Origin of the sequence: Pseudoalteromonas sp. Bsw20308 (assembly GCF_000310105.2) — a bacterium.
Lineage (GTDB): Bacteria > Pseudomonadota > Gammaproteobacteria > Enterobacterales > Alteromonadaceae > Pseudoalteromonas > Pseudoalteromonas fuliginea.
This window is the reverse complement of record NZ_CP013138.1, coordinates 1,873,440-1,895,704: the sequence shown is the minus strand read 5'-3', so window position 1 is coordinate 1,895,704 and position 22,265 is coordinate 1,873,440. Positions and strand designations below refer to the sequence as shown.

The 22,265-nt window shown below is 38.3% G+C and carries 17 protein-coding genes and 1 pseudogene; 9 read left to right on the top strand and 9 right to left on the bottom strand.

From position 1 onward, the window contains the following. The first annotated feature begins 581 nt into the window (after positions 1 to 581). The 5 genes from mnmA to D172_RS08090 all read left to right on the top strand — a co-directional run bounded on the left by mnmA (position 582) and on the right by D172_RS08090 (position 5,387). Positions 582 to 1,682, top strand: coding sequence for a tRNA 2-thiouridine(34) synthase MnmA (gene mnmA / locus D172_RS08110; protein WP_007375708.1), 1,101 nt, complete (start codon positions 582 to 584; stop codon positions 1,680 to 1,682). Next, positions 1,682 to 2,284 (top strand): high frequency lysogenization protein HflD, encoded by a 603-nt coding sequence (gene hflD, locus D172_RS08105; protein ID WP_007375707.1) that lies wholly within the window; start codon positions 1,682 to 1,684, stop codon positions 2,282 to 2,284. The genes mnmA and hflD overlap by 1 nt, the downstream gene beginning before the upstream one ends. Before the next feature lie 31 nt (positions 2,285 to 2,315). Continuing rightward, positions 2,316 to 3,686 (top strand): adenylosuccinate lyase, encoded by a 1,371-nt coding sequence (purB, locus tag D172_RS08100; protein WP_007375706.1) that lies wholly within the window; start codon positions 2,316 to 2,318, stop codon positions 3,684 to 3,686. A gap of 87 nt (positions 3,687 to 3,773) precedes the next feature. Beyond that, entirely contained in the window at positions 3,774 to 4,919 is a 1,146-nt protein-coding gene (locus tag D172_RS08095; RefSeq protein WP_007375705.1) for a cupin domain-containing protein, read from the top strand. 9 nt (positions 4,920 to 4,928) lie between these two features. Next, positions 4,929 to 5,387, top strand: a complete 459-nt coding sequence (locus D172_RS08090; RefSeq protein WP_007375704.1) for a GNAT family N-acetyltransferase — start codon at positions 4,929 to 4,931, stop codon at positions 5,385 to 5,387. A gap of 62 nt (positions 5,388 to 5,449) precedes the next feature. On the opposite strand, the gene D172_RS08085 is transcribed toward D172_RS08090, so the two are convergent. The 3 genes and pseudogenes from D172_RS08085 to D172_RS08075 form a co-directional block, all read right to left on the bottom strand. Further along, a complete protein-coding gene (locus D172_RS08085) occupies positions 5,450 to 5,896 on the bottom strand; it encodes a DUF4826 family protein (RefSeq protein WP_007375703.1) in 447 nt (148 codons plus the stop codon). 117 nt (positions 5,897 to 6,013) lie between these two features. Then, positions 6,014 to 7,415: pseudogene (locus tag D172_RS08080) on the bottom strand (M28 family peptidase). A 172-nt stretch (positions 7,416 to 7,587) separates the two neighbouring features. Next, positions 7,588 to 8,001 (bottom strand): hypothetical protein, encoded by a 414-nt coding sequence (locus D172_RS08075; protein ID WP_007375701.1) that lies wholly within the window; start codon positions 7,999 to 8,001, stop codon positions 7,588 to 7,590. Between the two features lie 147 nt (positions 8,002 to 8,148). Between D172_RS08075 and D172_RS08070 the strand changes: the two genes are divergently transcribed. Next, complete coding sequence (locus D172_RS08070; protein WP_007375700.1) at positions 8,149 to 8,946, top strand: hypothetical protein; 798 nt, start codon at positions 8,149 to 8,151, stop codon at positions 8,944 to 8,946. Positions 8,947 to 8,952: 6 nt separating this feature from the next. Here D172_RS08070 and D172_RS08065 read toward each other — a convergent pair whose 3' ends face one another. Next, positions 8,953 to 9,357, bottom strand: coding sequence for a GFA family protein (locus D172_RS08065; protein WP_007375699.1), 405 nt, complete (start codon positions 9,355 to 9,357; stop codon positions 8,953 to 8,955). A 218-nt stretch (positions 9,358 to 9,575) separates the two neighbouring features. Here D172_RS08065 and D172_RS08060 point away from each other — a divergent pair, with 218 nt between their 5' ends. The 3 genes from D172_RS08060 to D172_RS08050 all read left to right on the top strand — a co-directional run bounded on the left by D172_RS08060 (position 9,576) and on the right by D172_RS08050 (position 14,001). After that, on the top strand, positions 9,576 to 10,412 hold the full coding sequence (locus D172_RS08060) for a hypothetical protein (RefSeq protein ID WP_007375698.1): 837 nt from the start codon (positions 9,576 to 9,578) through the stop codon (positions 10,410 to 10,412). A 97-nt stretch (positions 10,413 to 10,509) separates the two neighbouring features. Then, positions 10,510 to 12,357: an ABC transporter ATP-binding protein gene (locus D172_RS08055; RefSeq protein WP_007375697.1), complete on the top strand. Its 1,848-nt coding sequence runs from the start codon at positions 10,510 to 10,512 to the stop codon at positions 12,355 to 12,357. Positions 12,358 to 13,128: 771 nt separating this feature from the next. Beyond that, positions 13,129 to 14,001: a hypothetical protein gene (locus D172_RS08050; protein WP_007375696.1), complete on the top strand. Its 873-nt coding sequence runs from the start codon at positions 13,129 to 13,131 to the stop codon at positions 13,999 to 14,001. 673 nt (positions 14,002 to 14,674) lie between these two features. Here D172_RS08050 and D172_RS08045 read toward each other — a convergent pair. From D172_RS08045 to D172_RS08025, 5 genes are all read right to left on the bottom strand, one after another. Further along, a complete protein-coding gene (locus D172_RS08045; RefSeq protein WP_083503351.1) occupies positions 14,675 to 15,994 on the bottom strand; it encodes a hypothetical protein in 1,320 nt (439 codons plus the stop codon). Between the two features lie 515 nt (positions 15,995 to 16,509). Further along, complete coding sequence (locus D172_RS08040) at positions 16,510 to 16,929, bottom strand: MAPEG family protein (RefSeq protein ID WP_007375694.1); 420 nt, start codon at positions 16,927 to 16,929, stop codon at positions 16,510 to 16,512. Positions 16,930 to 17,084: 155 nt separating this feature from the next. Then, entirely contained in the window at positions 17,085 to 18,206 is a 1,122-nt protein-coding gene (locus D172_RS08035) for an ABC transporter permease (RefSeq protein ID WP_007375693.1), read from the bottom strand. Between the two features lie 2 nt (positions 18,207 to 18,208). Continuing rightward, complete coding sequence (gene rbbA, locus D172_RS08030) at positions 18,209 to 21,022, bottom strand: ribosome-associated ATPase/putative transporter RbbA (protein WP_007375692.1); 2,814 nt, start codon at positions 21,020 to 21,022, stop codon at positions 18,209 to 18,211. Continuing rightward, positions 21,022 to 22,026: an HlyD family secretion protein gene (locus D172_RS08025; RefSeq protein ID WP_007375691.1), complete on the bottom strand. Its 1,005-nt coding sequence runs from the start codon at positions 22,024 to 22,026 to the stop codon at positions 21,022 to 21,024. Before D172_RS08025 ends, rbbA begins: the two co-directional genes overlap by 1 nt. Between the last annotated feature and the right edge of the window lie 239 nt (positions 22,027 to 22,265).

Sequence of the window (22,265 nt, the reverse complement as noted above, 5' to 3'; positions counted from 1 at the left end):
TATTTAAACAATATCAACTATTTACTATTTCCTAAGTGTATATTTACCCAAGTAGTTTTAAAAGAAAATACTATTAATAAAATTCAATATTTGCATGATAAAAACTAATAATCTTAGTGTCTGCTGACCTTTAGGATTAAAATTTGTTCTATATAAGTGAAATTAAATAGCGCGCGAAGTATTAGCCTAGTAGGCGTTATCTACTCCATCGTTACCGTACATACTACATCCGTCGTTAACAATGAGTAGATTGCCCACGGACAAACCAAAGGGCGCGAATGTTTAGTATTTATGCAACGTTATGGCTTATTTATAAGAAATAGCCACACACCATAAGCGTTACCTTGCCTAAAAATCAATTTACTGTTTCAAATTCAACCGCGAAAGGTAAACAGGCACTAATTAATGCGTGAAGTTATGTCCGCTCAAACGGCTCTTAAGGCTAGTTTGCTATTTGTTATACAAATAAAATAGTGACAAATTATGTCTTTGCTGCCCTACGCTCTTTAAGCACAAACAAAATACATGCTATAATCGCGGCCTTTCCAAGTTAACAGCAATCTGTATAAGCGAAATTATTCATGAGCGAAAATAGTCACATTAAAGTCATTGTTGGCATGTCCGGCGGTGTTGATTCTTCTGTATCTGCATATTTATTACAACAACAGGGCTACCAAGTTGAAGGCCTGTTTATGAAGAACTGGGAAGAAGACGACAATGATGAATATTGTGCCGCCGCTGATGATTTAAAAGATGCGCAAGCTGTGTGTGATAAATTAGGTATTGAGCTTCACACTGTTAACTTTGCAGCAGAGTATTGGGACAACGTATTTGAGTACTTTTTAGCAGAGTACAAAGCAGGTCGTACACCGAATCCAGACATAATGTGTAATAAAGAAATTAAATTTAAAGCCTTTTTAGAATTTGCGGCTCAAGCACTCGGTGCTGACTTTATTGCAACGGGTCACTATGTTCGCCGTGAGCTTCGCGATGACAAATACGTTATGTGTCGCGGACTTGATAACAATAAAGATCAAAGCTACTTCTTATATACCCTAAGCCATGAACATATTGGCCAAACGTTATTTCCGGTAGGCGATATCGAAAAACCAGAAGTACGCCGCATAGCAGAAGAGCAAGACCTAATCACGCACGATAAAAAAGACAGCACAGGTATCTGCTTTATTGGTGAGCGTAAATTTAAAGACTTTTTACAAAAGTTCTTACCAGCACAACCTGGCGTTATTGAAGACACTGACGGTAATAACGTAGGCGAGCACGAAGGCTTAATGTACCACACACTTGGACAACGCAAAGGCTTGTTAATTGGTGGTATGAAAGAAGGTTCTGGCGAACCATGGTACGTAGTTGATAAAGACTTAGAACGTAACGTACTTATTGTGGGCCAAGGTAAAGATCACCCTCGCCTATACAGTAATGGTCTTAATGCAAACCAATTGCATTGGGTTGATCGCATTGGTCCTAAAGGTACCACTCGCTGCACAGTAAAAACACGTTACCGCCAAGAAGACTTAAGCTGTACCCTACTTGTAGGTGAAGACGGCATGGCCCGCGTATTGTTCGACGAGCCACAAAAAGCAGTGACACCTGGTCAATCTGCCGTATTTTACGCAGAAGATGTGTGTTTAGGCGGTGGTATTATTGATTCGGTGATCAAGTAATGAATGAACACCAAGTCATGGCGCTTGCCGCCATGTGTCAAGTAGCTAAGCAAGTTCAAAAAATTGCCCAGTACGGCAGTAATAATGAGCACGACTTAGAAGTATTACTTTCAAGCATTATTCAAACATCACCGGCTTCGCCAGAAGATGTTTACCAAGGTACTGACAACTTACGTGATGGCTATAAAACATTAATGGCGCAGCTAACCGCAGGCGCTCAAAAAGATGTTGAAATAGTAAAATACGTAGGTGGTTTAATGCAGCTTGAGCGTGCGCTAAGTGCAAACGATAAAAGCTTAAACGAATTAGGTAAACGAATTGATGATATTCATCGTCGTTTAGATCACTTTGCTATTACCGACGAGAGCGTTGTTGCCGGTTTAGCAGATATATACTCGTCGGTGCTGAGCCCCCTTGGGCACCGAATACAGGTTTATGGTAAACCCGAGTTATTAAAACAGCAGCTCACTCAAAATAAAATCCGTGCGTTATTATTAGCCGGCATTAGAAGTGCAGTATTATGGCGACAAATGGGCGGTAAACGCCGTCACTTTTTCTTTGCAAAAAGAAAAATACTCGCCATTGCTAAAACAAAAATTTAACTATCGTTCAAACTAAAATTTAGGAGTTATTATGGAGCTTTCAGCGTTAACGGCTATCTCTCCAGTGGATGGTCGCTACGGCAGCAAAACCACTGAACTGCGCAGTATTTTCAGCGAATTTGGCTTAATCAAATACCGCGTAATTGTTGAAGTGCGTTGGTTGCAAGCGTTAGCTGCAGCAAGCGATATTAAAGAAGTGCCTGCATTTAGCGAAGAAGCTAATGCACTTCTAAACGCCATTGTAGATAACTTCAGTGAAGCTGATGCACAGCGCGTTAAAGACATTGAACGCACGACAAATCACGATGTTAAAGCGGTTGAATACCTACTAAAAGAAAAAGTCGCCGATAACAGTGAGCTTCACGCAATTAACGAATTTATTCACTTTGCTTGTACTTCAGAAGATATTAATAATCTATCTCATGGTTTAATGCTAAGCGAAGCGCGTAAAAACGTTTTACTTCCTTATTGCGATGAACTTTTAAGCGCAATTAAAGAAAAAGCGATTGAGTACAAAGCAATCCCAATGATGACTCGTACGCACGGACAACCTGCTACACCATCGACTATGGGTAAAGAGTTTGCTAACGTATACATGCGTTTAAAACGTCAACGTGACCAAATTGCACAAGTAGAAATGTTAGGTAAAGTTAATGGTGCTGTTGGTAACTACAACGCTCACCTTAGCGCATACCCAGATTACGACTGGCATACACACGCAGATAAGTTTGTATCAAGCTTAGGTTTAACACTAAATCCATTTACGACACAAATTGAACCGCATGACTATATTGCAGAGTTGTTTGACGCAATTGCACGTTTTAACACTATATTGCTCGATTTTGATCGTGACATGTGGGGCTACATTGCCCTTAATCACTTTAAGCAAAAAACAATTGCTGGCGAAATTGGCTCATCAACAATGCCGCATAAAGTTAACCCAATTGATTTTGAAAACTCAGAAGGTAACTTAGGCTTAGCAAACGCTATTTTTGCTCATCTTGCACAAAAATTACCAGTTTCTCGCTGGCAGCGTGACCTTACCGATTCAACGGTATTACGTAACTTAGGTGTAGGTATGGGTTATGCGATTATTGCATACCAATCAACACTTAAAGGTGTAAGCAAGCTTGAAGTAAACGAGCAACGTTTAGCTGACGAGCTTGATCAAAACTGGGAATTGCTAGCCGAGCCGATTCAAACCGTTATGCGTAAATATGGCATTGAAAAGCCATACGAAAGACTTAAAGATTTAACACGCGGTAAACGTGTAAATCAAGAAATAATGGCTGACTTTATCGATGGTCTTGACCTTCCAGAGCACGCTAAAGTAGAAATGAAAAAACTAACACCTGCTAATTACATTGGTCGTGCTGTTGAGTTTATTGATGATTTAGTTTAAAAACTAAATTGCTCTTTTAAAAAGCGAAAGGATCATCCTTTCGCTTTTTTTGTTTTACCCCATTGCACTAACTAGTAGGCATAATGTATGTATCAATTAAAAATAAATAATTTGTCTGAGCAAGAGTTTTTAAGCCATTATTGGCAAAAAAAACCGCTTTTAATCAAACAAGGTTTTACTGATTTTCAAGACCCACTTGATGCTAATGAGCTTGCCGGTCTCGCAATGGAAGAAAGCATAGAGTCACGCATTATCACCAATCATAAAAATGATTGGCAAACGCACCAAGGTCCATTTGAAGACTTTGAGCAGTTAACAGACGATCACTCTACTTTGCTCGTGCAAGCAGTTGATCACTGGCATAGCGATGCTGCACAACTACTAGAACCATTTAGGTTTATTCCAAACTGGCGCATAGATGATTTAATGATCAGCTATTCAACGCCTAATGGTGGTGTTGGCCCACACTTAGATCAGTACGATGTATTTATTATTCAAGGCGAAGGCAAACGTCATTGGCGTGTAGGTCTGCCTGATCCGACACTTAAGCAGTTTGCTCAAAACAAAAAATTACTGCAAGTAGAAGCATTTGAAGCCGTAATAGATTGCATATTAGAGCCCGGCGATATTTTATATATTCCACCAGGGTGTCCTCACGAAGGTTACGCTGTAGAAAATGCACTCAATTACTCAGTTGGTTTTAGAGCCCCTAATCAACAAGATTTATTGTCGAGCTTCGCCGATCATATTATTGATACCGAAAGCGGTCAAAAACGCTACACCGATGGTAATCTCACACTCAGAGAATCTAAAGGTGAGCTTAATAATATTGAAGTCACTAAAGTTAAAACATTAATGCAAGGACTGCTTGAAAACGACACGTTATTCAAACAATGGCTAGGAACAACCTTAAGCCAACCTAAACATGAAATGGACTTAGCGCCTGCTGAAGAGCCATTTTCAGCTGAGAAAATAACGAATGCATTAACTAATAACACCATTGTGTTTGAACGCTTAGGTGGCACACGCGCTATTTATCAATTGCTTGAAGAAAACATTTTGTTAAGTGTAAACGGCGAAAATTACACTGTGTTATTAACTGACTTAGCTGCTGTGAAACTACTAACTGACGATATCGAGTTTGAAGCCTCGCAGTTAAAATTTTTAAAACCTAGCCTAGTATTTATTCAAACCTTTACTACACTCGTTAATGAGGGAATTTGGTTTAACTAGGAGTTTGCCATGGGCTATCAAGTTGATAAAGTAGAATGGGCTATACGTAAGGATATGCTTCAACTAATTCGTGAGCGTGTTTTTGTTTATGAATTACACATACCTAAACGTATAGAATTTGATAGCCTAGATAAATTTGCGTTGCATGTACTTGTTACAGACGACACTCACTGCCCCGTTGCTACAGGCCGATTATGTACTGATGGCTTAATTGGTCGAATAGCTGTACTACCCGCACACCGAAACCGCAATGTATATAAATCGCTTCTTAATTTCATTATTGATTTAGCATCAAATCAGGGGATAGAAGCTGTCAGTATTAATTGTATTCTAGATGAAGTAGAACGTTTTAAGCGAAATGGCTTTATTCAGCAAGGAAATGTGTTTATGGAGGCGGGAATTCCTAGGCAACGTATGCAATGCTCTGTTTCGGCGTTTAATACAACGCCTTTCACACTTGTCCATTAGATTAAGAAAAGGGCAATAAATAAACCATCACCCTCTACTTTTTTACTTAACCCAAGCTGTAGTTACTTTTCCTCATTTGCCCACAGAGGTTCATTTTCATACATTTCGTACAAGCCATGTGCTCTATTTATAAGTAAGTTAGCAAAATCTACCTGCGTTTTGTCACGGGCGCCTGTACTCATAATTTGATCCGCTTTTAATTGCCACTGCAAAGAAAAGTAACGCATTGCATCGCGGGCATCTGTAGCCGCACTAACCTCAGCATGATCTGTAGGTAACCGCCCTGTTACCACCCAATATGTTTTACCATTTTGTGCTTTAAATTTCCACATTGCGCAAAGTGGCGCTAAAAATCGGCTATCTTTATCAACTACTGATTTTGGCATAATGCCCTTTTCAGCTAAGTGCTTTTGCGCTGCCTGAAAACATTCACGCTGCCATGCAACACGTTGTTGCTCAGCTAAAGCTTGCTCTTGTGCTGTTAACGGTTTTTTTTCTTGTTGCTGCATTTTTAATAACCTTTTACTTCTTTTTTTACACTCTAAGGGCTTAGTAAATAAGGTGCAAGTATAAAATGGCCGTTTACACCTTCAAGCGCTCTGTTTGCTGAATTTTCAGCCAAACTACTATTTTATATTGTGATCAAACGAACCTACATCACCCGGAAAAACTACTGGAGACTCAACACCGTCTTTACTAACAGAGGCTACACCAAAGTAATAATTATCAATCACTACATTTTTAAGTGTGAACTCTGAAACCCTGCCAACGTATTTACTAAACTGCCATTGCGGCTCGCTGGTATAGCGCCAATAAATTTTGTAACCCGCTATATTTTCATCACTACTTTGTTGCCATGAAAACGAGGTATTAGCTGTAACAGCGCCCTTTATTTCAACTTCTTTTGGCGGTGCGGGTGCCCACGCCATTGATGCCATTGTTACCGCATTAAGTGAGGTTAACTTAGCCGTATAATCAAAATCAACGCCTTCAATTGTATCGCCATACTCAACCCCATTTTCAGTGCGTAAATCTTGATGCTGACGATCGTAATGCTCGTTAGTTTCCATAATACGTACTGCGGCAAAACCGGCATCATAAAATGGACGATGATGCCCACCACGGCCAAACCTATCTAATCGATATACAAGCATTGTATCTAAATTAGGAATGTATCTATCCGCAATAGTATCTATGTAGCGCGCTAAATTACGACTCGCAGAATCAACTTCACCACCTCTAAAGCGGCGAGTATTAGCTTGCTCTTTTGTTTCTACAACACGGGTACCTTCTGAAAATATACGTGCAGTTGTATTATCGGTTACCCCATTAATACCGGTAATATTGCCAATCATATCGTTGTTTAAAACGCCATGAACTTGCCAGTCATGCTTTTGCGCGTAAGCCGTTAATATTTCCCACCAAACAAACCTTGCTCTTCGCCCGAAAGCGCCGCGTAAACTACCGATCCATTAAATTTGTATTTACTTAAAACACGAGCAGCTTCTATTACACCTGCCACGCCTGATGCGTTATCATTTGCTCCAGGTGAATCACTCGTAAAGTCCATAACATCACTTACACGAGAATCTATGTCACCCGACATCATCACCATGCGATTAGGCTCGCTCGACCCTCGCTGAATAGCCACTATATTAACCACTTCAACAGGATTAGGAATGCGTTTTTCGCCCGATATAGTGTCCTTTACTTCAATAATTTCTAGGCAACCGCCACACTGTGCGGATATTTTTTCAAATTCTTTTTTATCCAGCGCCTAGCCGCACCAATGCCTCGAGTATCCGATTTAGTTTCTGAAAGCGTATGGCGAGTACCGAAATCCACCAGCGTTTGAATATCACTACCAATACGTTCGGCTGATACTTTAGCTGCTATATCATGTAGTTTTTGCTGTTCGGTATATTGAAGTTGTGTTTTCCCATGTGCTGATAGTGCAAGTGTGCAGGCGCCTGCAATTGCAGTAAATTTAAGTAACGTTGTTGTGATTTTCAAAGATGTTTTAAGCATTTAGTAGCTCCTAATTATTATAGTGTAACCATTACTTAACTAAGATTTTATGGCAATACATTTGAGGTAGATGTAGAAAGGAGCACGCTAAAGCGCATTTACAAGAGGTTACGCGGATAGTAAAAGCTATTTAATTCCAATAGATACTGGGCCAAAACTGATTATGTATACTTTAATGAGTGGTTTTAATACCAAATTCTTTTAAAAACGCCTTATGTCCTCCTAAGCTTGCAAGCACACCAACAGAAAACATAAATATTAATACAAATGCTAAACAGCTCAAAAAATCAGAATTATTTGCAGGATTAATATAGTAGTTAAGTAAAAAACCACTTAATACACCTATAAAAGCAATTTTGTTAAATAAAAAGTAACTTGGGATCTCAAATGCCCAAACAGAGGTATTGTTTACAAACTGCCTATATCCATACGTAATAAAAGCCAGCATACCAATAATACTAATTAAAAAAGTAGATACTGTCGTTAATACACTCATATTTTTATAAATAAGCGCATATCCTAATTGTAAAGAATAAATAAATACTGCAAACCATACTAAAACAGCTGGCCCTAAAATTAATCCCATTTTCAATCCTTGAATAATACTTAAGCAGTTAATTGCCAATACACTATTATAGTAATAAGTAAAATTACATGTGTTCTGCAAAATAATCTATTTAAAAATTTATTTTTCGTGGCACACTATGAACGTGTTTATAAAAAAGTTTAAGTTATGCGTCAGCTAAAAAACGATACCATTGAAGCAAACCAAATCAAATCAGAACAAACTGATTTTGGCCCTATAACTGTATTTCAAAATCAACAGTATCGTTGGCTAACACTTGCACAAAAAAAAGATGAAGATATTACTATTCAAGGTGTTATGTGCCTTGTGCATCCAGAACAAGTAATCGTCCCTGTAAATCAATGCATGTTGCTCTTTTTACTTAAACCTGTAAATACACTAAACATATTAAATTTAGGCTTAGGAACCGCAGGGTTTGAGCGAATCATGTATCACCTGCAAAACCATACGCCTTACATAAATATCATTAATACATTTAGTACAATCGAAATAAATCCAAATATAGCCTCTATTGCAACGCAATTATTTAACCTACCAAGTAACCACAATATCCACTTACAATGCGCTGAGCAGTATATTTCAAAATGCACAGCTAACTTTAACGTAATTACTATTGATATTTTTAGTGGTGAACATCATCAGCCTTTTTTAACCAATGACAGCTTTTGGCAAAACATAAATCGCTGTAGTGAGCCAAATACTCAAGTAATCGTTAATTTAAACCCGCAAACAGGTCAAGAATTACAAGCCCTTTTGGTACTGATAAGGCAACATTTTAAATGCTTGGCGCTAATAGAGTTTAATGAATATAAAAATATAGTATTGATATTGTGCCAACATACGTTGATGCATATTAACGTTGATGAAATACAAAACTCACCTTTGTTTATAAATTTTGCGCCAGACCTTTATAAAAGTATTAACAGCATTTACCACATTGAATAAAACGTCCTACCGCCCAGGTTCATGTTTTTCATAGCACGGTAAGCTTGTTTCTAACAGCTCCCAGTTAGCCTTAGATGTAACAAAGTTATGCGACAATACTTGTTCAGTAATATCGCTATCAAATATACCTAGACGAATTCGTATTCTGCTTTTGTCATCTGCATTACTACTATAAACAGGAGAGCCACAACATTTACAAAAATAGCGCGTACGCCCTGCTTTAAAACTATATTCACTGAGTCGTTCTTGCCCTTTCGTTATTGTGAAGTCATCTGTATTTACAAAGCCATTAGTTGCAAATGCAGTCCCGCTATTTTTTCTACATAGTGAACAATGGCAATGAATAATGCTGGTTATACTACCCAATACTTCAACACTTACTTCACCGCACAAACACGAACCCGTATACATAAAACGTCCTAATAATTTAATTAATTTCAACTCAGCTAAAATTTGCTGAGCTGATTGAATACAATGACAATATTACATTTTTCAAGCTCAATCAAACCATAACTAATGTTTTAGTGATTGACATAAAAAAGTTAAATTGGTTATATGACTTTTAATAAAAACCATAGCCGAAATTAAAATTGGTTAACCAAATATCATTAATATTACGAGAGCCAATTATGTCTTCTAAACACATTTTATTTCTTTGCTTATTCAGCACCCTATCAGCATGTTCAACCATTCAAAAAAACACATCGAGCGATTGGCTGCTTATTGATAACTTTGAACATTCACTTAGCAAGTGGCAAAGTGTTGATACTCAAAATGAAACCAAACCACAAGTTAAAAATCCACAAATAACAATTATACAACCAGAACAAGCAATCGCATCTGTTAATCATTATTTACTAAAAAAGCCTGCGGCTGAAGGCATTTTAGGAAATCGTAAAGCGCTTTCTTATACAAAACTTCCACAAGCGGTTGAAGTTGGTGACACCTACACATTTTATATGCGTATAAACGTGGCTGCTTTTCCTAATAACCATGCTTTTGGATTAAGCAACCTTACGCCAGAGCTAATTAATAAACATGCGTACGATGCGTTTGAGCCTACACTTCGCGTAACCGATAAAACAGAATCAAACGGGCTTGTAAACGATGGCGCATTAATGGTTAAAACCGACAGCGGGTATAGCAACATTCAAAACTACACTACCAAACAATCGGCCAAGCCACTGCAAAAAAATACCTGGTACGACGTATGGTATGTTGTTAATAACGCAGCAGCCTCAGAGCAAGGTCAGCAATATGATGTTTACGTAAAAGGTGGTGAATTTAGCAAGCAAACACTGGTGTATAAAAATGCACAATTTAGAATGAAGCGCGAACAACCTCTTATATACTTTTTAGCAAACTGTAATACGGGCCCAATTAAAAAACCTTATGGTAATGGTGGGCTCAAATACGATGATTTATACATGAGCGAAGGAATAAATCTAAGTAACCCAACGCAATAAATAAGAATAATACTCATAATTAATGACCTACAAACCTGCATTTAAAAATACTTAAATGGTATGATACTCGCCATTATTTGCCATTTAAGTTTTTAAAATGTATCGATTATTTGAAAAAATGACAAAAGCATTTCCTGAGGACCAACCCACTCAGCCGCCTTCTACTTTATTTGCTTTTTGTCGCCACTACACCAAAGGAATGGAGCTGTCGCTACTACTTATGTCAATCAGTGCGGCCATGCTTGCTATTTTAGAGGTTTCTCTATTTAGCTACATGGGCCAACTTGTCGATTGGTTAACGGCTTACACTCCCGAAACCTTGTTTATAGAGCAAAAGTCTGAACTTATTAAAATGGCTGTTATGCTGTTATTAGTATTGCCCATCGTCGTATTTTTTCATTCTGCTATTTTACACCAAGCATTACTGGGCAATTACCCTATGTCTATCCGCTGGTTAGCGCATCGTTATTTGCTGCGCCAAAGTGTTAGCTTTTATCAAAATGAATTTGCAGGAAGAATAGCCACTAAAGTACTGCAAACTTCTTTAGCCGTTCGCGAAACAGTGACTAAACTACTCGATGTATTAATGTATATCGTGGTTTATTTTGGCTCTATGGTATTTTTAGTTGCCGAAGCCGATTGGCGCTTAATGATCCCTTTATTAGTTTGGTTAGCTTTATACATCTGCGTGCAGCTTTATTTTGTACCGCGCCTTAAAAAAATTGCCAGCTCACAAGCCGATGCGCGCTCAGAAATGACTGGTCGTATTGTTGATAGCTACACTAATATTTCTACCATTAAATTGTTTTCGTATACCCAACGTGAAGAGCAGTACGCAAAACAAAGCATGGATGTATTTTTACAGCCCGTGTACAAGCAAATGCGCTTAGTAACCAGCTTAAACTTTGTTATTCAAAGCTTAAATTATCTATTAGTATTTTCGGTTGCCGCTGTATCACTTTATTTATGGTCGCTTAGCGCAATTAGCGCCGGAGCCATTGCAGTTGCTGTTAGCTTAGCGCTTAGATTAAACGGTATGGCGCAGTGGATCATGTGGGAAATAAGTAGCTTATTTGAAAACATTGGCACCGTAGCCGATGGTATGAAAACACTGTCAAACCCTATCGAAGTTGCCGATAAACCAAACGCCGATACACTTAACGTAAGCCAAGGCGCCATTGAGTTTAACAACGTACACTTTAACTACGGTAAAGCGTCAAACGAAACTAATCGAAGCCCAGTAATGAACGGTTTAAACTTAAATATTAAACCTGGCGAAAAAATTGGTTTAGTCGGTCGCTCTGGCGCGGGTAAATCAACACTTGTTAACTTATTACTGCGCTTTTACGATACAGACTCAGGAACAATAAAAATTGATGGGCAAAATATCACAGACGTAAGCCAAGAAAGCCTACGCCGATATATAGCCATGGTAACGCAAGATACCTCCTTGCTTCATCGCTCAGTAAAAGACAACATTTTGTACGGTCGCCCCGATGCAACCCACCATGAAATGCTCAACGCCACCAAACAAGCTAAGGCACTTGAGTTTATAAACGACTTAGTCGACAGCAAAGGCAATAAAGGCTTTGATGCACAGGTGGGCGAACGCGGTGTTACGCTTTCGGGCGGTCAGCGCCAACGTATTGCTATTGCACGTGTGCTACTTAAAAATGCACCCATACTTATACTCGACGAAGCCACCAGCGCACTCGACTCTGAAGTAGAAGCTGCAATTCAGGCAAGTCTTGATGATTTAATGACAGGCAAAACAGTTATTGCCATAGCGCATAGGCTCTCAACCATTGCGCAAATGGATAGATTAATTGTACTCGATGATGGGGGCGTGGTTGAACAAGGCACTCACGAGGAACTAATCGCTAAAGCCGGAATTTACGCTGCACTTTGGACTCACCAAACTGGCGGATTTATAGGAGTAGATTGATCATATAAGACCCTAGATATTAGCCTTTATTTTGATGCAACTAAAAACATAAAAGCGAAGCTGCTAACAGGCTCTTCGCTTTAAATGTAAATTTTTTGTGTCATGAAAAATTTATCTAAATATTAGTGTCGTTCACTGCTTTGTAAAACGTTCATTCACTTCATATTTCTAATTATTAAAATATTAATAACTCAACGTCTCTAGCATAGCTCTTTACTATAGATTTAAATAAAAATTGTAAAAATAAAAACAAATTATTTTTCAATTTATACATCAAGTTATAAAAACAATCCAACCTTGCTTCATTAAAAATATTTCTCTAGTTCCAATATTAGGTATTTATTAGCAGTAGTAATATCTCTATTTTGATAAAAGTTAAACTGATTGATACAGAGAAAAAATATCTCGCCAAAGCAAAAACACAATGTTAACAGGTGCGATTAAATTATTAGCAGAATAAATATTTAATTATCTATTGTTAACAAAGTATAGTTGTGCAAATATTAAACAGTTGCTTTGGTGTTACTTTAAAATCTGTACAACAAAGTTACATTACACACTATTTCACTTTTATTAAAACGTATCCATGTCGGTGTGCTTATGCTGGTATTTTCATAAGCTTGAGTTTGAATATGGATACAAATAATAGAAGGTACACACAAAAGAGATTGTTTCATCTAGGGCCTGTTTATCTTTCGATGATTAAATTCACTAAAGTCACTCGCACTAGTTAAAGAAGCATATCTACATTAATTTGCATGGAGATTTTATATGAATATATTAAAACTACTATCCTGTTCTACTTGCGCAATACTCTGCACAGCAACACATGCTGCAGATTGGGACGCATATAGTATTCCGGCTTCTGCTGGATCAGGTAAAACATGGCAATTACAAACTGTTTCCGACCAATTTAACTACCAAGCCGGTACTTCAAATAAACCGGCAGCATTTACCAATCGTTGGAATGCTTCGTATATTAATGCTTGGCTTGGGCCTGGTGATACTGAATTCAGTTCAGGTCATTCCTACACTACTGGTGGTGCGTTAGGCCTTCAGGCAACTGAAAAAGCAGGAACAAATAAAGTGCTTGCAGGAATTGTTTCTTCAAAAGCAACTTTTACATACCCACTTTATCTTGAGGCAATGGTAAAACCGAGTAATAACACTATGGCTAATGCCGTATGGATGTTGAGCTCTGATTCAACTCAAGAAATTGATGCAATGGAGTCCTACGGCAGTGATCGTGTAGGGCAAGAGTGGTTTGACCAACGTATGCACGTAAGTCACCATGTTTTTATACGTGAACCATTTCAAGATTACCAACCAAAAGACGCAGGCGCATGGGTATACAATAACGGCGAAACATACCGAAATAAATTTCGTCGCTACGGTGTTCATTGGAAGGACGCGTGGAACCTAGATTACTATATTGATGGTGTATTAGTTCGCAGCGTTTCGGGTCCGAATATAATTGATCCTGAAGGCTATACAGGCGGCACAGGGCTAAATAAACCAATGCACATCATTTTAGATATGGAACATCAACCTTGGCGTGATGTAAAACCGAATTCAACCGAGCTAGCTGATTCAAACAAAAGTATATTTTGGATTGATTGGGTACGTGTTTACAAAGCAAACTAAGTCATTCTAAAATATCTGTAATATTAGGTTTTATTACTTCTCGTTATACGACACGGAGCAATAAACTTTAAGGTCCCCAAAACTACTTAATGCGGCTATTACAGCCGCATTAAGTATAATTAACCTGCACTCTGGATAGTAAATCTATCTCGAGCAGCTATTGACGCGTGAATTCGCCTTATTTTCACTGAAAACCTCTGGCTAGAAAAAATAAAATTAAATACTTTAGTAAATATCTTGACCAGAGTTCAGATTAATTAATCTCAAAAAATAAATACATCACCACCCCTCTATTTAATTAAAAATAAAAATCGGCATCTACTATTATCTTCATAAAAATAAATTTGTTCATAAATACTTTGTCGGCTTAATAATTAAGCTAACAAGCTTTATGGTGCTAGCAGCGCTTGCTGATCTTTGAGGATTAAATTTGTTCAACTCAGGGGGAATTTAATTGCAGCGCGAGATTTGTAATCTAGTGGGCTCGGTAACTGCTGCTGCGTCCTACTCACTCCTTACCTACAACAGGCAACGATGAAAGAAACCGTGGGCAGCGCGTGTGTTCTTTATGTATAGTTGTCACCTATTGGGGAATAGCCACACTACATAGGCTCTGCCTTGCCTAAATACCAAACGCACTGCTGTAAATTTAACCTCAAAAGATAAGCAGGCGCTAGTGTGTATCAGCGTTATAAAATTTTATTTTCGCTTGATCTATTTCACTCGATGACAATCTTAATGTTTCGTATAATAATTCAAAATCAAAATCATTTTGTCCGTAAACAAATTTTAATATTGATTCTATTAATAACATTCGCTCATCTTGATCCGATATATCATTAGCAAGCTCTGTAGCAAAAGGTAAATCACGTTCAATAGATTTTTCGCCAACAATACGTTTTGCGTAACTAGCTTCATTACTCGGCATTAATGACTTCAGCCAATCACGTGCCATATCAGGATCATTTTCAATTAAACGAGAGCCAATATTGCTCATTACCCATTTTTTAGCAGAAACTGGCAGTGTGGGCGCTAAATCAATCAACATACCTAATTTATTATAAGGTATATCAATACTAAGGTTATTTAATAGCTTATCACGGAAAAAAGGATCTTCTTGCGCTAATGCCACGTCAAACGAACGACCTATATATTCCTCGTTAGTCGCCATATATTTCAGTAGTTGCACTATTCCTACATGCCTACTTGCTTCATCTTCAATACTATTAACCCAGTTCAAAGACTGTTCTAAATTTTCTGAAGCGAGTTTTTTTGTGTAAAATTTAATGGTCTCAAATTTTAATTGAGAGTTAGGCAATTCTGAAATTATATTTTCAGCATCATTTGGTTGCTGCTGTATTAATTGCATCAAAACAAAACCCATTAAATGCGCATACATATCTGGGCGTGGCTGTTGGCTAAACCACTCCATCACTGCGCCAGCATTTTTTCTACTCCATTGATTTAACAGTTTATCAATCACACCAGATTTAACGGCAGGGCTCAAAGAAAATCTTACGTCTTCAATGGCTGTAATGGGGCTCTCATCCATAAGCGAAGAGTATGCAACAGTGATTAAATCAACTTGAGTGCTATTATCAAATCCTTTATTTTGAATCCACTCAGACAAATTTTGTAGATCATATTGAAAAATGACAGGAACAACACTATTTAGTAAGCGATTACGCATTATGGTATCCAGCCCAAGCATATGCTCTAAGGCTGATGGCCAATTTACCTTAATCCATGCCAAATAAAGAGGTTGCGTTGTTGCAAGTTTAATCTCTACCGTTTCATCACGTAATTCAATAAGAAGTAGTTCAATACAAATAGAAAACTCATCATTGACTTTCATATCGCTTAATTTCGTATCACAGCTATCAAACACAACTCCCAAGTGCTGTTCCGCCTTAGTTGAAACAAAGCGTGTTGTCTCTAAAGTAACTTCACTTTCGGGTGAGTCATCAGTATCAGAGGCATCTGGACTTAGCAAAAAAAACTCGGCTCGTAGATAAAAAACAAATAGTGCGGCAATCGACAAAGCTAAAACTATTTTAATTTTAATAAGTGCCTCCTTATACCAATTTTAATACCGTAAATAATACGTTTTATGCAGGCCCTGTTCACCTCTTTGGATTAAATTTGCTCTATCTGAGACGATTTAACCACGACGTAAGATTTGTAACCTCGCGGGCTAAGTAAAAACCAAACAGCAAAGAGTAAATTGTCTGGATAATACATAAAGGTAGTGTAAATAATTTACTAAGATAGTTAGATATTTCCTGCCTATTTATCACGCGTCAATTAATATAATAAATACATTAAATTAACACCAAAGACACATAAACAGAGGTAAATAAAATTTAATCAAAATGCTCACGGTTAAAAATAGCCCTATCATTTTAATGAGACCCACTCCCTTTACAAAAAAAGCGAAGTAATTATAAAATCACTTCGCTTTGATTATAGATATTGTGATGAACAATATTTATTACTTTAATAGATAAGCTATACAATTAACCTCAAACCAATCATCACTAGCATAACCACATTTGCAATCACACCAATTAAGAAGAAGTAACTACGCGGGCTTGGGTTTTTCTCTGTTGCTATAGCGTAGTACAGCACCATGTGAATTAAACGCGCAATTAAGTACACCCAAATACACATTGCAAATATTGGGCTTTGGTAATTAATTACAAATGCAAATAACACAGTACCTATAAATAATGCGCTGTTTTCAAGCGTATTATGAAATGTACGATGCGCCCTGAATATAAAGCTGTCGTGCGATAAATCTTCATCAATTTTACCTGGCACCGCATTAGGCTCTTTTGCTTTACTAAACGTAGCCACTGCCCATTGTACAACCAACATAATTAAATACAGGTAAAACGCTAAGTAAGCCGAAAGTGTAACTTCAGTCATTATTAAATCCCTTATTGTGTTTTTAATTGGTATTATCCAGCAAGTTTTAGGCCGCACTTAGTTTGTTGATAAATATAAGTTTAATTTAGTAAAACTATTTATGAATGTAAGTAATTCCACCTTTTTTATAAAAATTACCGACTAGATAAACCTTATTATCCAAACGCGACTGATTTACGAAACCGCGATAATGCAAATATAAAAAATACACTGCCGATTACGAATAAAGCCAAAAAGTAAGGCCAAACTACATCCCACCCCGCTCCTCTATATAAGATGGCTTGAGCAAACTTTACAAAATGAGTCGTAGGTGCAAATAACATAATATTTTGTACTATATCAGGCATGCTTTCGCGAGGGGTAACCCCGCCCGACAACATTTGCAATGGCAATAATATAAGGATCATCAGTAAGCCTAATTGCGGCATGGTACGCGCCTGCGTTCCTAATAATATTCCCAATGATGTTGTCGCAAATAAATGAATGGCGGCGCCCAATAAAAACAACGCTGCTGAGCCATGAATAGGCACTTGTAAAAAGCCTTCAATTACAATAAAAAGTGAAAAAGTGGTCAGTAATAAAATAACTAAACCATTGGCCCAAATTTTAGCAATTACAATTTCAAATGGCGTTAATGGCATTACTAATAAATGCTCCAGCGTACCGTGTTCACGCTCACGTATCACCGCAGCTCCGGTTAAAATAATCGAAATCATGGTAATAACGTTCATTAATTCCATCACACTGCCAAACCACACACTGGTCATATTGGGATTAAACATTATGTGCGCCGATTGCTTAATAGGCAGTGTGTATACCGTTCGATAGCCTTGAACAAATTCATTAATTTCAGCACTAATAATTGTTTGAATATAATTATCACCAATAAATGCTTGCGACATACGTGTGGCGTCTATATTCACTTGTAATGTAGGTTGCTTACCTGCAAGAACGTCACGCTCAAAGTGTGGCGGAATATTTAGCACAAAGGTATAACTTCCGTTATCAAGCGAAGGATCCACTGCACTTAACGCAATAACGTCAGGCGTTTTAAAGTAAGGGTCGTAAAATGCATTAATTATACGCTTAGATAGTTGTGATTGATCGCCGTCAACAACTGCAATAGGTGCATTATTTAACTCAATGGAAGTTGCCGAAGACACAACATAAATTAATCCTGTAAAAGCAAAAAACACAAATAATAACAGCACTTTATCGCGCCATAAGCTACGCAGTTCTTTGATACCTAAATTAAGAATATTACTAAGGCATTGCATGGCTATTTATCCTGCTTTGGAAGTAAAAATACACTGGCTAACGTCAGCACTGGTATAAAAGTAAGCAAAGGTAAAAACTGCGCCGATAAATCAGAAAAATTAAGTGCTTTATTAAACACACCACGGCATGCTTCTAAAAAGTATGTAGTTGGAAATAGTTTTCCGATTATTGCAGGAAAGTCTTCTAAGGATGAAACGGGGTCAATCAACCCGCAAAAATTAACAGCAATCATCAATACAACCACAGTTGATGCCGCTAATGCCGATATTTGTGTCTTAGTAAAAGCCGAAATTAACAGCCCTACACCAGTTGTTGCTGTTACATACAATAAAGCAGCCAAGCTCAACGCCCATAAACTTCCTTTTAGCGGAACACCAAATACAGTGACAGCTAGGGCAACTAAGCCAAAAAAACTTACCATACTAACTAAAATGTAAGGCAGTTGTTTACCAATAATAAATTCGAGTCGCGTAACCGGTGTAACATATAAATTAGTGATTGAACCTAATTCTTTTTCACGTACAACACCCAACGCCATTAATATTGCAGGAATAAACACTAACAAAAGTGGAATAACAGCAGGCACCATGGCCTCAATACTTTTAAAGTCTTGATTATAACGATAGCGTGATTCAATATTCGCCGGTACCAAATTGGGTATGACTCCATAAGTACGCAATGATAAGTCAGTTAGATAACTGTAATACGAACTCGTCATATAACCCGATATAGTTTCTGCCCTAAAAGGCATGGAACCATCAATCCAAACTACAATTTCTGGCGTGCGCTCGCGTTTCAATTGCTGGCCAAAATTAGGTGGGATCTCAACGGCCACACTTAACTCGCCGCTGCGCATTCGTTTATCTAACTCTGAAGGGCTTTTAATATCAGCTTTTTGTATGAAGTAGCGCGATCCGGCAATATTTTGAACGTAATCGCGACTCTCAGGGGTTTGATCTTGGTCCATCACCGCAAAGCTCAAATCTTCAACATCAAAGGTAATCCCATAACCTAAAATAAACATTAAAATAATTGAGCCTAGCAACGCAAAGGTTAAACGAATAGGATCGCGCCATAGCTCCAGCGTTTCGCGATGAGCATAGCCAAACAAGCGTAAAAAACTAAAAGCGGTATTCGCTTTCTTTTTACCAATTGGCGGTATTTTAGGTTCAATCTCAGGTAATGGTTCAGGCTCATCGACCGTCGTTGTTGACAAAGCAGAACTCGCTTGAGACTCAAGCACCGCCTCTTCTAAATAAGCAATAAAGGCATCTTCGAGCGTATCTGCACTGCGCGCTTTGCAAAGTGCAGCGGGTGTATCACTGGCAAGTATTTTTCCTGCGTGCATCAACGAAATTCTATCGCAGCGTGCGGCTTCATCCATAAAGTGAGTCGAAATAAAAATAGTAACGCCCTGCTCACGCGATAACTCAATAAGTAATTCCCAAAAGTCATCACGTGCAACAGGATCTACGCCCGAGGTAGGTTCATCAAGTATAAGCATTTCAGGGCTATGCACTACCGCAACCGCAAGCGATAAACGCTGGCGAATACCTAACGGTAAATCGACAGGAAAATCATCACGGTATTTTTTAAGGTTAAACCGTATAATTAATTCATTAACGCGCGGCGCAATTTGCTCTGTTGGTAAATGAAATAAGCGCGCATGCAACACCATATTTTGCTCAACGGTTAATTCATTATAAAGTGAAAATGCTTGCGACATAAAACCAACGCGCTTACGAGTTTCTATATTGTTAGCATCAACAACTTGACCAAATAACTTAGCTTCGCCACTGCTTGCCGGTTGAAGGCCTGTCAGCATTTTCATAGTTGTGGTTTTACCACAGCCATTTGATCCCAAAAAGCCGAAAATCTCGCCTTGTTCAATACGTAAACTAACGTTGTTAACCGCTGTAAAATCGCCATATATTTTACTAAGCGCTGTAGCCTGAATAGCGGCTTCATCAGTTTTTAGATTATTCTGACGAGGAGGAACCACAAGTACGTGATGATCATGACGCTTTTCTTCAGGTAGTAATGATATAAATGCTTCATCAAGGGATTTTTTCCCTGTTTGAGCCTTAATCTCCTCTGGGCTACCAGTACCTATAACTTTGCCATCGTCCATGGCGATTAGCCAATCAAAATCATCTGCCTCTTCCATATAAGCGGTCGCAACGAGCACACTCATACCATTATGCTGAGCGCGAATATGGTTAATCAATTGCCAAAATTGGCGACGAGAAAGCGGATCGACCCCCGTTGTTGGTTCATCCAAAATTAATAACTCAGGGTCATGAATTAACGCACAGCATAAACCGAGTTTTTGTTTCATCCCGCCTGAGAGTTTTTCTGCAGGGCGATCGGCAAACTCAGTGAGTCCAGTGCTTTTTAATAAGTTTTTGATTCGGTGCTGACGCTCTTTTTTTTCTTGCCCAAAAAGCCGACCAAAAAAATCAATATTTTCAAAAACAGAGAGTGTCGGGTATAAGTTTTTGCCTAATCCTTGTGGCATATAAGCAATACGTGGCGAAGTTGAAGTACGAAAGCGGCTACTACGCATATTGCCCCCTAACACTTCAACGTCACCATTTTGAACGGCACGTGCTCCTGCAATAAGTGCAAGCAAACTCGACTTACCTACGCCATCAGGGCCTATAAAACCCACCATACTGCCCGCAGGTAACTCCAGATTAATATTATCCAACGCTAAATTATTGCCATAGCGATGCGTAACCTGAGTAAGCTTAACCACACTAAAAGGCTTTTTAGCTTTGTTGCTCTGCTTTTTGCCATTGTTTTCATCAGCCATTATTCAGGCACTCTAACCTGCAACTGCATAGGCCAATTTTGCTCTGGTGCTAATAAAACATAAGCAAGTCCAGGCACGCCTGTTTTAACTTGTTCAATATGATCGTTTAATAATTTTGAATCTAGCTTCACTTTTACTCTAAACATCAGTTTGTCACGCTCGTTACGTGTTTCTACCGATTTAGGCGTAAATTGTGCTTGCGCTGATACAAAAGTAACTTTAGCGGGTAACGTGTATTGCGCAATTGCATCTATTACAATGCGTGCCTCAGAGCCTATTGTCACTTTGCCAGCTTGCGCTGTTGGCAAATAAATGCTCATGTACACATCGGTTAAATCAAGCAAAGAAAAAACCTTACCACCACTGCCAAGCACTTCACCTGGCTCTGCTAATCTATATAATATTCGGCCACTAATAGGCGCTTTAAGGGTGCTATCGGCAATATTACTTTGTAATCGCTCAATACGCGCTTGTGCTGCGTCTATTTCTGCATCCGACTGCACCACTTTTACATTTGCCGCTTTTAAAGCCGCTTGCGCTGTTGCAGCGCTTGTTCGTTGCTGATCAACTACTTCTTTTGAAATATGCCCTTGTTTGAGCAGTGCTACAGAGCGACGTAACTCGGTTTCTGCAAAAGTAAGTTCACTTTTATGTTGTTCTACAATTGCCAAAGCATATTTACGTGACTCAGTAGCAACACGTAACCCAGCATTAGCCTCACGTAATTGTGCATTTAAATCGTCAGTATCAATAACCGCCAATGTTTGACCGGCTTCGACCATGTCACCTTCTTGTGCTAAAACCTCAATCAAGCGCCCCGGCAATTTTGTTGCAATATCGTACTCGGTCGCTTCAATGCGGCCATTTCCATAGGCTACGCTCTCTGGCAATTGTTCAGATAGCAGTGCAGGTTGCTGAGTTTGCCAAACATACCAACCACCCCCACCCAATATGATCACAGCAGCGATTGTACTGAGAGATTTGAGTGTCGATTTAATCGTCATGCGGTAAAACTCCATGTATATAAAAGTAGGTAAATGTAGCCAGTCTTGGCCTATTTATAAGATTAGGCTAATACTGCACTATTTTTGGTATTAACTATCACTGTATGAGTTAATTGTAATATAGGTGTGACTCTACTTTGTTACTTCACGATAGTAGATGATTTTAATGAATTTTAAATGTCAGTATCCCTATTAATAATCTATCATTACCGCAGCTTATAAGCTTGATGTAGGTCAAA